General features: G+C 56.1%; 12 protein-coding genes. 7 read left to right on the top strand and 5 right to left on the bottom strand.

What is annotated here, in order from left to right; all coding sequences use genetic code 11:
- Positions 1-14: 14 nt before the first annotated feature.
- From CDO46_RS28800 to CDO46_RS06140, 5 genes are all read right to left on the bottom strand, one after another.
- Entirely contained in the window at positions 15-512 is a 498-nt protein-coding gene (locus CDO46_RS28800; RefSeq protein WP_369597219.1) for a tetratricopeptide repeat protein, read from the bottom strand.
- A 185-nt stretch (positions 513-697) separates the two neighbouring features.
- Positions 698-988 carry a hypothetical protein gene (locus tag CDO46_RS06155; RefSeq protein ID WP_087837685.1) on the bottom strand — a complete coding sequence of 97 codons (291 nt, stop codon included), beginning with the start codon at positions 986-988 and terminating at the stop codon, positions 698-700.
- Between the two features lie 195 nt (positions 989-1,183).
- Complete coding sequence (locus CDO46_RS06150; RefSeq protein WP_087837684.1) at positions 1,184-3,655, bottom strand: heavy metal translocating P-type ATPase; 2,472 nt, start codon at positions 3,653-3,655, stop codon at positions 1,184-1,186.
- On the bottom strand, positions 3,645-4,247 hold the full coding sequence (locus CDO46_RS06145; RefSeq protein ID WP_087837683.1) for a cation transporter: 603 nt from the start codon (positions 4,245-4,247) through the stop codon (positions 3,645-3,647). The genes CDO46_RS06150 and CDO46_RS06145 overlap by 11 nt, the downstream gene beginning before the upstream one ends.
- Before the next feature lie 12 nt (positions 4,248-4,259).
- On the bottom strand, positions 4,260-5,009 hold the full coding sequence (locus tag CDO46_RS06140) for an HAD-IIB family hydrolase (protein ID WP_087837682.1): 750 nt from the start codon (positions 5,007-5,009) through the stop codon (positions 4,260-4,262).
- Positions 5,010-6,343: 1,334 nt separating this feature from the next.
- Here CDO46_RS06140 and CDO46_RS06135 point away from each other — a divergent pair.
- The 7 genes from CDO46_RS06135 to CDO46_RS06105 all read left to right on the top strand — a co-directional run bounded on the left by CDO46_RS06135 (position 6,344) and on the right by CDO46_RS06105 (position 15,665).
- On the top strand, positions 6,344-7,588 hold the full coding sequence (locus tag CDO46_RS06135; protein WP_087778984.1) for a TolC family protein: 1,245 nt from the start codon (positions 6,344-6,346) through the stop codon (positions 7,586-7,588).
- Between the two features lie 9 nt (positions 7,589-7,597).
- Positions 7,598-8,797, top strand: coding sequence for an efflux RND transporter periplasmic adaptor subunit (locus CDO46_RS06130; protein ID WP_087778982.1), 1,200 nt, complete (start codon positions 7,598-7,600; stop codon positions 8,795-8,797).
- 53 nt (positions 8,798-8,850) lie between these two features.
- Complete coding sequence (locus CDO46_RS06125) at positions 8,851-12,015, top strand: efflux RND transporter permease subunit (RefSeq protein WP_087778980.1); 3,165 nt, start codon at positions 8,851-8,853, stop codon at positions 12,013-12,015.
- Positions 12,016-12,261: 246 nt separating this feature from the next.
- Complete coding sequence (locus CDO46_RS28795; protein ID WP_087778978.1) at positions 12,262-12,576, top strand: GtrA family protein; 315 nt, start codon at positions 12,262-12,264, stop codon at positions 12,574-12,576.
- Positions 12,468-13,565 (top strand): glycosyltransferase family 2 protein, encoded by a 1,098-nt coding sequence (locus CDO46_RS06115; RefSeq protein ID WP_233146026.1) that lies wholly within the window; start codon positions 12,468-12,470, stop codon positions 13,563-13,565. The genes CDO46_RS28795 and CDO46_RS06115 overlap by 109 nt, the downstream gene beginning before the upstream one ends.
- Before the next feature lie 5 nt (positions 13,566-13,570).
- The gene (locus CDO46_RS06110) at positions 13,571-15,061 is read left to right on the top strand and encodes a glycosyltransferase family 39 protein (RefSeq protein ID WP_087778974.1); all 1,491 of its coding nucleotides are present in this window, start codon (positions 13,571-13,573) and stop codon (positions 15,059-15,061) included.
- Between the two features lies 1 nt (position 15,062).
- The gene (locus CDO46_RS06105; protein WP_087837681.1) at positions 15,063-15,665 is read left to right on the top strand and encodes a response regulator transcription factor; all 603 of its coding nucleotides are present in this window, start codon (positions 15,063-15,065) and stop codon (positions 15,663-15,665) included.
- Positions 15,666-15,787 lie beyond the last annotated feature (122 nt).

Raw genomic sequence — 15,787 nt, 5'->3', positions numbered from 1 at the left:
CTGTTCCGCCAGCCTCACCGCCTCGCGCTTGAACTCGTCCGTGAAATGTCTTCTGTTTCGTGCCATCGCTTCGCTCTCCAGGCATGATCATGCCATCTGATCTGTCCGGAGTAACGGGGCAAGCCCACGGTACGAAGACTATTTTCCGCCTCTTGATACCTAGCTATCTGCTGTTGCGCCAGCCCAAGATTACTCCAGAGGATGGCAGACTCCGGAGCCAGCGCGATCGCATTGGAGTAGCTTTGTATCGCGTCTTCGAACCGAGCCAGGGAGCTAAACGCACTGCCGAGGTTTGCGTGGGCCTGCGCAAGCGTGAGGTCTGCGGCGAGTGCGGCTTCATATAGCTTTATAGCTTCGGCGAAATGTCCTTTGCCGTGCAGGCTAACGGCACGATTGAAATGCTCCCGTGCAACGGTACTGCGATGGAAGCCTAAGCTGTTCGGAATACAGCATTGCTTGTATTTCTTCCCGCTACCGCAAGGGCACGGGGCATTTCGACCTGTCGCCTGCATACTCGCCATCATGCTTGATGAAGCAATAGACGATACCGTTCGGGGGATAACGCCTCGCTTGCTGCAGGATGACAAATTTGTAATTTTCCAGGCAGAAGGTCTGCCATCAATGCGCTGCACGGGGCGAGGCTCCGACTGGCGAGGCGCTATCTCGCCGGACCTTTGCGCCCCACGATGCTTGTGCTTTAGTTTGCATAGAGCTCTTGCATGCGGCGCTTCTCGTCCACGCTCATGTTGCGCAGTTCCTCGCGGACTTGGTCCCTGGTCTTGCCTTGCGGCAATGTCTCTTGCCCTCGTTCACTGTTCGGCATCTGAGGCTGGTTGCTCAGCCCTGCACGGCGCGGTTGTGCATCGTGGTTCGCCGCAAAGAAGAATCGCTCTTGATATATATCATCATGATAAGGCGACTCGGCGAGCGTGACACTGGGAACTGCGATGACGAGCGTGGCGAAGAGGGCAGCTAGCGAGCGGTTCATGAGGAAACTCCTGTAGTAGTGATCTGCAGGAGTTACTCTAGACTTGAGGCGCCTACACGCTGCTGGCCGGATGATGACAGTTTTGCAATCTAACGGCCGCGAGCAGTTCCTGAACGGAGGAATCATCGATCTCCCCGTTGACTCGCACGGGGAGATCGATGAGCTAGCCGCTATGGGCGTTCCTACCGGGAATACTTAAGTGTTTCGATAAGCGAGAAGACGTAGGGCGTTGATGACGACCAGGAGTGTAGATCCCTCGTGCACGGCTACTGCAGGCCCAATCCCCAGGCCGAGGATGGTAGATGGTACGAGGATTGCGACGATGCCGAGACTCACAAAGACATTTTGACGAATGATTGATTTTGTGTGCCGACTGAGTCCTACGGCGAACGGCAGCTGTCTTAGGTTGTCGGACATGAGAGCGATATCCGCAGTTTCCAGGGCAACATCAGAGCCTGCCGCACCCATGGCGATCCCGACTGTGGCGTTGGCCATCGCAGGCGCATCGTTGACGCCGTCACCTACCATTGCGACTTTGGTCTGTTGGCGAAGCTTGCGGATGGCCTCGACCTTGTCTTCAGGCATCAGGTCGCCCCATGCTTCGTCCAGGCCAACATCTTTCGCCACGGCTTGAGCGACGTTCGCATGATCACCTGAGATCATGATCATGCGCGTAATGCCAAGCTCCCGTAGTCGCTCCAGTGTTTCCCGAGCCCCTTCGCGTGGCGTATCCAGAAGTCCGATGGCGCCAAGATCGCGATTGCCTCTACGGACCGCCATGCTTGTTCTACCCGCATCTCGCAATTGCCTGATCGCCGCTTGGGTGGAGGTACTCAGGGGTGGAACGTCTTGAGTGCCGAACATTTCGGCTTTGCCTATCAGGACTTTGTCGCCGTCGAGCTCGGCAGCAACGCCGCGGCCAATCAAATTCTCGAGGCTGCTAGCGGTAGGAATGGCGCGGCCGCCAAGACGCTCACGACCGTCGCGAGCAATGGCCGCGGCCAAGGGATGGTCGCTCAGAGATTCGACAGCGACAGCAACGGTCAGTAACTCCTCTTCACTGATGTCCTCTGCGGACAAAACGTCGGTGATTCGCGGCCGTCCTTCGGTCAGCGTTCCGGTCTTGTCGAACGCCATGGCATTGAGTGAACCCAGTTCTTCGAGAGGCGCACCGCCTTTGATCAAGACTCCCCCCCGGGCTGCGCGGGCGATGCCAGAAAGTACCGCGCTGGGGGTAGCAATAGCGAGCGCGCAAGGGCTCGCAGCAACAAGCACCGCCATTGCACGATAGAAGCTGTCGCGGAAAGGCTCGTCGATGACCACCCAAGCAAACAGCAGCGCAAAGGCCAACAACAGGACCGCTGGGACGAAAATCCGCTCGAACTTGTCAGTGAAGCGCTGTGTAGGAGACTTTCTTGTTTCGGCTTCGCTGACCATCTTAACGACACGCGCGAGGGCTGAGTCGGTCGACTTTCGGGTGACCTCGATCTCGATCGCTCCACCTCCGTTAATTGTGCCAGCGAAGACTCGCGATGCTGCATCAACCGTGTCGGGTTTGGACCGCGCAAGTCCTGCGTCGGCGACAGCGCGCTTGTCGACGGGAATGCTCTCGCCGGTGACGGGAGCTTGGTTGACACTGGAGTTGCCCTTCAACACAAAGCCGTCGGCGGGAAGCCTCTCGTTCGGTCGCACCAAGACGGTATCGCCGACAACCAAGTCCTCGACTTTGATTTCTTCGGTTTGGCCGTTGCGTCGGACGATGGCCGTATCGGGGGCCAGTTCAGCCAGAGCTTCGATCGCCCGCTTAGCTCGTCCCATTGCATAGTGTTCGAGGGCATGCCCCAAGCTGAAAAGGAATAGCAGCAGCGCGCCTTCTGCCCATGACCCAAGAGCTGCTGCGCCGGCCGCAGCCACCAGCATTAGTGTGTCGATCTCGAAACGCTTTAGTCGAAGATTGTCGACGGCTTCGCGCAGAGTGAAGAAGCCGCCAAAAAAATAGGCGAGGATATAGCAAGCTAGAGGGAGCCATGATGGAGCATCACCGATGAGCTTCTCAATGGCAACGCCGGCGCCCATCAGTACGCCGCAGGTCAGAGCGAAGATCATCTCTGTATTTGCGCCGAGGAGGCCGCCATGAGCATGAGTGTGTTCAGCCCCTTTCTCGTCGGAGGCGTGCTGATGGCCGGCAGATCCGTGCTCCGTTGTGGCACTAGACGGTCTGCGTGCTGGAGCAACTCCCAATGTGGCCATCACCTCAAGAATATGCTGCTCGGACGTTTTCTCGCGATCAAACTCAACGTGAACTTGCCCGGTCGAGCTGGCGGAGGCTTCGACTACTCCGGCAATCGCGCGCACACGCTCTGACACCGTATTGGCACGCCGCTGATGGCTTATACCCTCGACCTGCCAGAGAGCGTGCCCAAATCGAGCGCTGATCTCGGCTCCCGCTACTTGCGCGAGTTCTCGAATGCGAGCCAGAGGCACGATGGCCGGATCGTAGTGGATGCATAGCTTGGCCGGCGAAGAATTCTCGGCGGCTAGGACGTGCACCCTATCTACACCAAGCTTGGTGCTGAGCGTCGAGACGAGCCGACTAACGCACGCATCGGTCGAATCTGGCACTTCTGGCAGCACGACGGGTATGTCAAGCTCAAGCTTATCGGTCATCGGGGGGAGTCCTTATCATCTTGTTTTCATTTCGGGCGTCTCGCAAGATTTCGATGCCACCCTTGATCGCAATAAAAGCTGTGGCGAGCCCCACCACTAGGTCTGGCCAGTTGCTACCGAGCCACAGCACCATCAACCCTGCGATGAGAATGCCGCCATTGGAAACGAAGTCGTTGAAGCTGAAAGTGGTCGCGGCGCGCAAGTTGACGTCTGGCTCCTTCAGGCGCTGGAGCAGCCGCAGGCAGACATAATTCACGGCGCCAGCGACCGCCGACATGACCATCATCGTGAGACCGATTGGATCACTACCCTCGACGTAGCGCCGGCCTACATCGAGTACGATGCCTCCTGCGAAAATCAGCAGCATCACGCCTGATGCGCCCGCAGCATGTGTCTTCCAATTCTTGCCACGGCCCAGTGCGAGCAGACTTAGCGCATAGACGACCATGTCTGACAGATTGTCGACGCCGTTAGCGATTAGCGCGCTCGAATCTGCGAGCACGCCAGTTGCGAAGAACCCTGTGGCGATGGCCGCATTCAGTAGAAGCACGATCCAGAGCGTGCGTCGTTCGGTGGATAAGGTTTCGTTCATGTAGACCGTCTCTCACCGCTTCAGGCAAGCGATGATTGCCGCTATGACGGACGCCGTTTCAGCCACATCGCGCACCCTCACCGTATCCAATCCGATCTCGGTCGCGGGATAGTCGTTGCCGCCTGGATAAAGCGCGTCGCCGAGGAATAGCATCTCATCGAGCGGCACGCCACTTTCCGCGCTTAACCGTTTCAGACCGTAGCCTTTGTCGACGCCGGGTCGAGTGACATCGATCGACGTGGTGCCGCCCAGGGTGATTGATAGGCCGGGCAGTGCCGCACGCAATGTCTTCTGGAGTTGGGTGCGCCTGGTGCGATCAGGGTCCCACCGTTCTTTTTCCTTTAGAGGCGCATCTTGGCCGAGGCCAGAAAAGGTGATCTGGCTTCCGCGATCCTCGATTCGCTCTCCCCAAATGTGCTTATCGACAAGTTTCGCCTCTGCTAACGCCCGATCGAATGCTATTCGGATTTTCGTCTTCTCTATATCGTCGAATAGTTCGGCGTAGATGGCCTGCCACGCATCGTCGACGAATCGATAGAGCTTGGTGCCGGTGGTTGGCATAAGCCATAGCCGCGAGCGCGCTGTATTGTCGGGCAGACGTGAGGCAACCTGTTTGTCGAATTGCGGCCAGTCTCCGCCCGAGATTACGGCAACCTCGGCAACGCTAAGCAGACGCGAAAGTAGCGCAGCCATTTCGGTTGAGAGTGGCTGCTTGCTCTCGGTGAGTGTTCCATCGAGGTCGAAGGCGATCAATTGCTTCATGCCGTCTTTCCTGTTGGGGCGCTATGCGTCAGCGGCCTGAGCGCATAGACGGCGCAGAGCAACTGATCTTTCTGCCGGCACGAGCACTTCCGAACGCTGGTAGTCAAATTTCGCTCGGACTGCATCTGACGAGGAGTTGTCCTGTGCCACACTGATAAATGAGGAAGGTGCATCCCCGACCTTATCGGCGCCGTGTGCGAAGTAAGTTTTCCTGATGTCAACCAGAGACTGCATCTTATGCGCTGAGAGCTGCACACGCGTATCAGTCCGATCTGCAACTTTTGGCATGTTCACTGGAATCTCAAAGACCGCTGTATGGCGTGGGCTGTACTTCAGCGAGTATTTCATCTCAGTATAGGAGAACGAGCGACGTTTGATGCCGCTTTGATATTTGCATCCAAACATGAATTCGGTTTAAGGACCGGGGACGGCACCTAACGACAGCTATAGACTTCTTTCGCACATTGCCAGAGAGGTTCTTACCTTGCGGACTTGGGCTGAGTGCGGGACTGACGATCAGTGGCAGTGCTAGCTTGTTCAGAAGCCGGCAAGCTGGACTTGTAGGGATCTCACGCTCAGCTCGACCCCAGCGATATGTTCATCCTACGAACGCGCGTCCCGCGAGCGGATCGGTTTAGCAGTCCGTTGATATGGTGCGGACTTCTTGCCGGCGCTATGCCGGTATTCGAGCGCGGGCAGCTGCTACTCTTACAAGCTTTCTTCGTTCCAACGAGGTGCGATGCCCACCTGAAGCACAACAGACATAAAATTATTCTTGACCATGAAGTCACTTCAGGGTTCTAAATGACGGTCGGTTGTGCAATAGCTCGCCGGGCTCGCAAGTGGTGCGGCGCAAGAGATAACAAAATTGTCAGTAACTTGTTGGTCAATGGCATCGTAGACATCCAGTAAACTTCAGCAATGCGTCGACTCTTCGTCATCCTTCTGATCGTGCTTGTGCCGTTCCAGGCTAGCTGGGGGGCATCAGCGCGGTATTGCGAGCACGAGTCGGAGCAGGCAGTGTCGAGCCACTTCGGGCATCACAAACACATTCACATGGGTGAAGATTCGGGCAAGAGCGACGCCGGATGGTCCCATGCTGATTGCATGGCTTGTCATCTGGTCGCTAGCCATGCTGTCTTCTCTGCAGTTGCGTTCGTTGCGGCGAGTTCAGCGGCGTTTGTGCTGAGTGGTCTACCGCACTGGTCGCCCTTACCCAGCCCTGTTTTTCAACCTGAACGGCCTCAGTGGCGCGTCTCGCCTAGTTAGTCGGCGAGACCGTAACATCCTTCCTGTCTCGCCGAATTTCCAGATTTCGTTTCAGGTGAAATTCGATGCGATTCCTTGTATTGTGGTTGGCGCTGCTCGCCAATCTCATGGTGCCCGCATGGGCACAACCTTTCTCCAGCCTACCGTCGACTCAGGGAATTGAGCCTGCCGCTCCATTGACCCTGGATGCCGCACTGGCCTTGAGCGCCAACAACAATGCTGCGTTGCAGGCAGCGGCTAAGGAGGTCGATGCGCTGGATGGCAGCATCACCCAGGCGGGGTTGATACCCAACCCCGAGCTTTCCGTTAGCACGGAAGACACGCGGCGGGAGACGCGGACAACCGCCGCGCAAATCGGTATTCCGATCGAGCTGGGAGGCAAGCGGACGGCCCGCGTTGTTGCTGCCCAGCGAGCCCAGAGCGTCGCAGTGGCGAACTTGACTCTGGCCCGAGCCAACGTGCGCGCGGCGACGGTCGCCGCATTTTTCGAGGTACTCATTGCACAAGAGAGCGTAGAGCTGGCGCAAGCCTCTTTGGGTGTCGCGAAGAAGGCTACGGATATTGCTCGCCGTCGAGTAGCTTCAGGCAAAGTGCCTCCACTAGAAGAAACCCGCGCCCAGGTCGAGCAGGGCAATGCCGAGCTTGCGTTGACCGATGCCAGTACCCGTTTAGAGGGAGCACGTCGGTCCCTGGCGATGCTCTGGGGCAATAGCGATCCAGTTTTTTTGCGCGCGATTGGTGACCTCGAACAACTGCCCGACCGTGGTCCGGTAGATGCGATGCTACGTGATCTTGGTGCCTCACCGGAACTGGTGGTTGGGCGGCTGGAAATCGAGCGCCGTCAGGCTGTTGTCGATGTGGAGCGCTCCAAGCAATATCCGGACATAACGATTTCTGCCGGTAGCCAGCGCAACAACGAGCTGGGTAGGAATCAGACCCTGATCGGCATTTCGATTCCACTACCGCTCTTCAATAGAAACCAAGGCAATCTTTACGAGGCCAAGGTTCGCGCTGACCAAGCACAAGATCAGTACCGTTCGATCGAGATCACGATGCGAAATGAGTTGTCGCAGGCAGCGCTACGCCTGTCTCAGGCCCGGGCTGCAGCTCAGATGCTGCGCACGACCTTGCTTCCTGGAGCCCAGCAGGCGTACGACGTGGCGACAAAGGGGTTTGAAGCGGGCAAATTCGGCTTTATTGATGTGCTTGATGCTCAGCGGACGCTTTTTCAATCACGCATTCGCTATCTGACCACATTGGCTGATTCCTATCAGGCCGCCATTGTCATCGATCGGGTTCTCGGTCGCTAAGGAAGGTATATGTCGATTACTAAGAAGCAGGCTATCGTCGCGGCAGCCCTCGTTGCGGCCGGCGCCTTTGCCATGTTCGGAATTCTCTATCAGCCTGGTTCGCATGACGACGGCGATGGTCATGGTCATGGCCAGGAAAGTGATAACGGTACCCGCACTACCGAAGAAGGGCATGATGATGAAGGCGTAATCAAGCTCACGGCCGAGCAGACGGCTCAAAGCGATATTCGAGTTTCTATTGCAGGTCCCGGCACAATCACTCCGTCTACGCGCTTCCCCGGGGAAATCCGGTTCAATGCAGATCGGTTGGCACACGTGGTGCCGCGGGTAGCAGGCATTGTCGAAGCCGTCTCTGCCGATCTGGGGCAAACAGTCAAAGGCGGGCAGGTACTAGCGATGATCGCCAGTACGAGCTTGTCTGATCTGCGAAGCGAGTTGACGGCTGCACAGCGGCGGGCGGAGCTGGCCGATCAGACATTCAAGCGCGAAGAACGGCTGTGGAACGAGAAGGTGTCTGCTGAGCAAGAGTTTCTTCAGGCCAAAACCGCAAGAGAGGAAGCAAACATTGCTGTGCAGAATGCGCGTCAGAAGCTGGCGGCTGTTGGAGCTGGGCCGGTAGCTTCCGGACTCAACCAGTACGCGTTGCGGGCACCTTTCGAGGGTGTGATCATCGCCAAGCATATGACATTGGGCGAAGCCGTCACCGAGACCGAGCAGGCGTTCACGATCGCAGATCTACGTACGGTCTGGGCGGAGTTCATCGTTGCGCCCAAAGACCTTCCTGTGGTTAGCGTCGGAGAAAAGGTTCGAATCTCGACAAGTGCGTTCTCGCAGACCACCGAGGGAACCGTGGACTATGTGGGACCCCTGATCGGCGATCAGACCCGAACGGCCACCGCGAGAGTCACGTTACAGAACCCGGGGGCGTTGTGGCGCCCTGGGCTGTTCATTACGGCCGAAGTCATGGCAAAGCCTCAACCGGTGGCTATTGCCGTACCCGCGTCTGCGATTCAAACGGTAGATAACTCAAGCACGATTTTCCTGGTTGTTCCTGAGGGCTTCAAGGCTCAGAAGGTTCAGGTGGGACGCTCGGATGGTGTCTCCGTCGAAGTGACTGGCGGTCTCGCACCTGGGCAGCGCTACGCAGCCACCAATACTTTCACGTTGAAGGCGGAGCTCGGCAAGAGTGAGGCGGAACATGCTCACTGAACTTGACCGAGATGGCTCGCATCGCACGCATCTAGGCTCTCGCAGGAAAAATCATGTTTGAGAAACTAATTCGCTTTGCCATCGAGCAACGATGGTTGATCATGCTCGCCGTTATTGGGCTCATCGGCATCGGGGCTTATAACTACACGAGACTGTCCATAGATGCGGTGCCCGATATCACCAACGTGCAGGTGCAGATCAACACGGCTGCGCCTGGATATTCACCGTTGGAGACCGAGCAGCGCATTACCTTTCCCGTAGAAACGGCTATGGCGGGGTTGCCGGATCTAGAACAGACGCGTTCGCTATCACGTTATGGTTTGTCCCAGGTCACGGTGATTTTCAAGGACGGAACCGACATTTACTTCGCGCGTCAGTTGGTCAACCAACGCATCCAGGAGGCTGCGGCATCTCTGCCTGCCGGCATTACGCCGACTATGGGGCCGATATCGACTGGGCTGGGCGAGATCTACATGTGGACCGTAGAGGCGGAGCCTGGTGCAAAGAAGCCTGATGGATCCGAGTACACCCTTACTGATCTACGCGAAATTCAAGACTGGATTATCCGTCCGCAACTGCGCACGGTGCCGGGCGTCACCGAGGTCAACACGATCGGCGGCTATGATAAGGAGTATGTCGTCTCCCCCAACCTGGAGCGGCTTGCCGCTTACGGTTTGACCTTGGCTGACGTCGTGGCTGCGCTGGAGAACAACAACGTCAATGTTGGTGCTGGGTACATCGAGCGGGGTGGCGAACAGTACTTGGTTCGTGCCCCTGGTCAGGTAGGCTCGATTGAAGATATCGCCAACATCATCGTCAGTAGCGCGGGAGGGCAACCGATCCGGGTTAGAGATCTGGCGGAAGTCGGTATCGGCAAAGAGTTGCGGACAGGGGCGGCGACCGAAAATGGGCGTGAAGTCGTTCTGGGAACCGTGTTCATGCTGATCGGCGAAAACAGCCGTTCGGTCGCCCAAGCCGTAGATGTACGTCTGGCTAGTATCAACAAGACATTGCCGCCCGGTGTAAAAGCAATCACGGTCTATGATCGGACCAACCTTGTCGACAAGGCCATCGCAACCGTCAAGAAGAATTTGGTCGAAGGGGCTGCCCTCGTCATCGTCGTACTGTTCTTGTTCTTGGGCAACATTCGAGCGGCGCTGATCACTGCGATGATCATTCCCTTATCGATGTTGTTCACTTTCACCGGCATGGTTACCTATAAAGTCAGTGCCAACCTTATGAGCTTGGGGGCGCTAGATTTCGGGATCATTGTGGATGGAGCGGTAGTGATTGTCGAAAACTGCGTGCGCCGGCTGGCGCACGCTCAAGCCAGCCAGGGACGGCTGTTGACAAGGGAGGAGAGATTCGGCGAGGTCTTCGAGGCCGCACGCGAGGCCCGTCGGCCTCTGATCTACGGGCAGTTGATCATCATGATCGTGTACCTACCGATCTTCGCGCTGAGCGGCGTAGAAGGAAAGATGTTCCATCCCATGGCTATCACCGTGGTGTTGGCCCTATTGGGAGCGATGATCCTGTCGATCACCTTTGTACCTGCTGCGGTCGCACTTGTCTTGAACAAGAAGGTGGAGGAGAAAGAGAATCGCTTGATGTCGTGGGCACGCCGTGGATATGAGCCAATGTTGGCTTGGACCCAGGCCAATCCTTTGATCGTACTCGTGTTTGCTGGCGTCGCAGTCGTCCTTTCGATGGCCTTGACCACGAGACTGGGCGCGGAATTCATTCCCAACCTGAACGAAGGGGACATCGCCGTCCAGGCGTTGCGTGTTCCTGGCACAAGCCTTTCGCAATCCGTCGCCATGCAGCAGCTCCTGGAGAAGAATATCAAGAAGGTACCTGAGGTGGATCGGGTATTCGCGCGCGTGGGTACGGCAGAGGTGGCTGCAGATCCGATGCCGCCCAATATCGCGGATACCTACATCATCATGAAGCCGCTTGCTGATTGGCCGAAGCCGAGGCGGTCTCACGAGGAAGTGCTCGCCGCAATCCAGGAAATTGTTGAACAGGTGCCTGGTAATAACTACGAGTTCACGCAGCCGATCCAGATGCGATTCAATGAACTCATTTCGGGTGTGCGTTCGGACGTCGCAGTCAAGATTTTCGGCGATGACATGGCACAACTTGAGCGTTCGGCTGCGGAAGTGGTCGGCGTTCTATCCAAGATCGCGGGTTCCGAGTCGGTCAAGGCGGAGCAGACCACGGGCCTTCCCATGCTGACCATATCTGTCGACAGACAGAAGGCAGCACGATATGGGGTCAGCATGGCTGAGGTTCAGGAGACGATCGCCACCGCCGTGGGTGGACGCGAAGCAGGTATCTTCTACCAAGGTGATCGTCGATTCGACGTACTGGTGCGCCTGCCGGACGATGTTCGGAGCGACATCGAGAGTCTCAAGCGCCTTCCTGTCGCCCTTCCTAGAAGTGGAGATGCACGGACGGCCTTCGTTCCTCTTTCGGAGGTGGCTTCTTTCGATCTTGCTCCTGGCCCCAACCAGATCAGCCGCGAGAATGGCAAGCGCAGGATTGTAGTTAGCGCGAATGTCCGCGGGAGGGATCTTACATCGTTTGTGACTGAAGCCGAGCAGCGGATCGACGAAGCAGTCACGTTGCCTGCCGGCTACTGGTCTACATGGGGGGGAACGTTCGAACAACTGCAATCCGCGACAGCGAGACTACAGATCGTGGTACCTGTCGCGCTGCTGCTCGTTTTTGTTTTGCTTTTTGCGATGTTTGGTAATGTCAGAGACGGACTGATCGTTTTTACTGGCATTCCCTTCGCGTTGACGGGGGGCATTCTTGCCCTGTGGCTGCGTGGAATTCCGCTGTCGATATCGGCCGCCGTCGGCTTCATCGCGCTTTCGGGTGTGGCCGTGCTCAACGGTCTCGTCATGTTGTCCTTTATCCGATCCCTGCGTTCAGAAGGGGCAACGCTTCAGGAAGCTGTTCGGACGGGGGCGTTGACGCGATTGCGTCCAGTGTTGATGACAGCCCTAGTGGCCTCGCTCGGCTTTATTCCCATGGCGCTGGCCACAGGCACTGGCGCGGAGGTTCAGCGGCCGCTCGCTACGGTAGTAATCGGAGGCATTATCTCGTCGACTGCTCTTACGCTACTCGTTCTTCCGCTCTTGTATCGTTTGGTCCACCGAAAGGAGTCTGATGATGAGAGCAGCGTTCTGCCACAGCAAGACGTAGCTGTTTAGCCTACTTGGACGGACTGACGCCCCGACGATCAAGTCGGGGCGCTCTCATAGAGCAGAGCTGCTTCACACGGAGCAAATCAACTTTGACGAATTCTTGATTATCCGTTGATCAAGGCTTGAGGTAGCTCTCGCTACACTCCACCGCATCCGGACATCTCTGAAGGAGATTCTCTGCTGAGAACTTGGATCTGCGTTTATTCTCGTTTGGCGAGTAGCTATCTGGTTGGAGCAGTTGCGGCCACAGGTATGCACTGGCTGACGATGTTTGTATTGATCGTTTGCTCTGTCAGCCCCGTGGTTGCAACCTCCATTGGTGCGATCACGGGCGCCTTTGTCAACTTTGTATGGCAGCGCACGATAACTTTTCCTAGCTCCAGGACAGCGTTTTTACATGCACTACCTTACGCTTTACTAGTGTGTGCCGGCTGGTCGCTTAATTCAACGATTTTCAAATGGGTATTCGACAATTTGTCTACGAATGTTGCTTCAGCACAACTGCTGACCACCGCGCTCGTAGCCGTCTTCAATTTTTTTATGACAAGGCGGATTTTTCGCTCATGAGTGGCGCACTCTTGCCGCATTTCCCATCGGCACCGCTTGTAGTGACCGTCATCATCCCGGTGTTCAACGAATTAGCCGTGCTACCCGTCTGTTTGGCCCGGCTCAGGAATGTATTGGACTCGCTCTCGCTTTCGTATGAATTGCTATTCATCGATGACGGTAGCACTGATGGCACGTCCCTATACCTCGATCGCGTTGCGAGCGACATGGATGCTGTGCGTGTCATTCATCTGTCGAGAAATTTTGGAAAAGAGGCGGCGATGACAGCGGGACTTGACTATGCCCGAGGGGATGCCGTCATCATCCTCGATGCAGATATGCAAGATCCGCCAGAGCTGATTCCAGACATGATTCATGCTTGGCGAGCGGGCTCGGACGTTGTAGTAATGCGTCGACGGACCCGAGTGGGAGATACATGGATGAAACGTGTCTCGGCACATCTCTACTATCGAATCTTGAATCGGTTGAGCGAGGTCGCAATACCGCCGGACACCGGCGACTTTCGGCTGCTGAGCAGGCGAGCCGTTGCCGCGATGAGAAGCATGACGGAACGCAGTCGATACATGAAAGGACTCTTCGCGTGGATCGGCATGCCCACCACGACGATTCTCTATGATCGAGCACCGCGTGCGGCCGGCAAAAGCAAATGGGGGTTGGCTAATCTGGCGAAGCTTGGCTTTGATGGTATCACCTCGTTCTCGCTCAGCCCACTTCGCATAGCTTCCATTGCCGGAGCCATCATTCTGATTATAGGTTCGGTGCTTGGCCTCTTCGTCATAGCTCGTGCTTTGCTTTATGGTGAGTCGATATCTGTTCCGCTTGCGTTCGTTGCGCTGTTGGCATTCCTGTCCGGCTTGCAGCTCTCGACTATCGGGGTGCTAGGTACATATGTGGGACGAATTCATACGGAAATCAAACAGCGGCCGGTTTATCTGATACAGGGCATAGTCGAGCGGGCGCATATGCCGGCGCAGCAACGTCAGCACTGATTCGAATGGCATCTAACACTCGACTGATAGTCCTCCTGCTTGGTGCAGTGATCGGTGTTCGCGTTGTCGCGATGTACCTAGTGCCTTTCATTGATACATCGGAGCCCCGATACGCAGAAATAGCCCGTCTCATGATCGAAACGGATAACTGGGTGACACCTTGGTTCTCGCCAGGCGTGCCATTTTGGGGAAAGCCGCCATTGTCATTCTGGGCCCAAGCTGCGAGCTTTCGTCTATTTGGCGTAAATGAGATCGCAGGGCGGTTGCCATCCTTGATGGTCGCATCAGCAACTATCGCGCTAGCGTTCGCATATTTGCGTACGGTCCGGGATCTAGCTAGCGCGCAATTGACGGCATGGATTCTTGCCACGTCTTTACTCGCGTTTGTTGGCGCCGGCGCCGTGTTGACCGATCCTTTTCTAGCATTAGGAACCACGCTGAGTATGGTGTCGTTCAGATTGGCTGTGCTTAATCAGAGCCAAGCCTGGGGTTACGGCTTCTTTCTCGGTATTGTTATCGGCCTCTTGGCAAAGGGGCCTCTGGCCGCCGTCCTAATCGTTGGGCCAATATTGATCTGGCTGTGCTTGTCGCGGATGCATTGGAGCTCGTTGCGCAGCTTGCCGTGGTTAAGGGGGGGGCTGCTAACTGCGCTTTTGGTTCTGCCGTGGTACGGTATGGCGGAAATTCGAACCCCTGGCTTTCTCCAATACTTCATCATCGGCGAACATTTACTGCGATTCCTGGAGCCAGGTTGGCAGGGGGACCTGTACGGTTCGGCCCATCTCAAGCCGTTTGGCGCCATATGGTGGAATTGGGGGGTGGCTGCATTCCCATGGAGTTTGGTACTACTGGTGGCTCTGCTCGAGGCGGTGTTCAGACGCTCCACTTTCGCCGATATACCTATGCTTGTGCGCGACGATGAAGTGAAATACATGGCGTCGTGGGCGGTGTTTCCCATGTTCTTTTTTTCATTCGCTCATAACATCCTGTGGACATATGTACTACCTGGGTTACCTGCCTTCGCCATGCTCAGCGCCCTGTATATTCGCAGGAGGGGATGGTCTATCAAGAACAAGGGTGTTGTAGTTGCGGGCGCACTCGTGCCACTGATATGCCTCGTGCTCACCGGCGTGGTAAGTGATTGGCCTGATCGGGTGAAGTCAGAGCGATCGCTGATTCGTTATGCCCAGAGCCGCGGTGCTGGTACCGATGCGCGCCTTATCTACGTGGACGCAATGCCATTCTCAGCAAGATTTTACTCAGCAGGCAAAGCCGAGCAGGTAGCGTTGCGCGATCTCTTCGCAATACTGGCCTCCTCTGATCAACCGGTCAACGTGGCAGTCCCGAAGCTAGTCTTCAAAGAGTTCACTCGAATGATTCCTTCTGGCTGGAAGCTTGCGTATGAGAACAAACGCTATTTCCTCGTCGTGGTTTCGACAGCTGACATTCCAGAGTCATCCTCAAGACTCGTGCACCTCACCGCCCGCGCAGTATGATATGGACCGTTTGATCCGGGTTCTCATCGTCGAAGATCAATTGCAGTTGGCCGAAAATATTATGGAATATTTGGGCGAACAGCGTTATGCGCTCGACTTTGCTTATGATGGCTTGACAGCTCTACATCTGCTCGGCGTCAATCAGTATGACGTCATCATTTTGGATGTGATGTTGCCCGCCTTGTCGGGGATTGAGCTTTGTCGAAAGGTCCGCGGTGAGTTGGGATCCTCCACTCCTATTATTCTGGTAACTGCTCGGTCCGAAGTAGAGGACAAGATGGAAGGGTTTGAGAGTGGAGCCGACGACTACTTGGTGAAGCCGTTTGATCTGCGTGAACTCAAGGCCCGCATTGAGGCGCTGCATCGACGGTCTTCAGTCAGGAAAAAAACGATTCGCGCAGGGGTGCTTGGCTTTGATCAAGGAACGCTGACATTATCGGTAGAAGGTGGGCCGAGTGTCGAACTGGGATCGAGCGGAGCCGTGATTTTCGAGACCCTAATCAAGCGTTATCCAAGCTTCGTGAGCTATGAGGAGCTTATGGCAGAACTTTCGGTCAAAGATCGAGAAGTCGATGCTCATACATTGCGGACCCATATATACTGAATCGAACCGGTTTTTGAGGAGGCTCCAATTCTTGAGAAAATGGAGCCATGAGCAAGAACAACAAGTTTTCCCCTGAAGTACGTGAACGTGCGGTACGGCTGGTTCAGGAGCATCGGGACGAA

The sequence above is a fragment of the Pigmentiphaga sp. NML030171 genome (assembly GCF_002188635.1).
In the GTDB taxonomy this organism is placed as follows: Bacteria; Pseudomonadota; Gammaproteobacteria; order Burkholderiales; family Burkholderiaceae_B; genus Pigmentiphaga; species Pigmentiphaga daeguensis.
The sequence above is the reverse complement of the archived record's forward strand: the minus strand, read 5'-3'. Positions and strand labels throughout refer to the sequence as shown.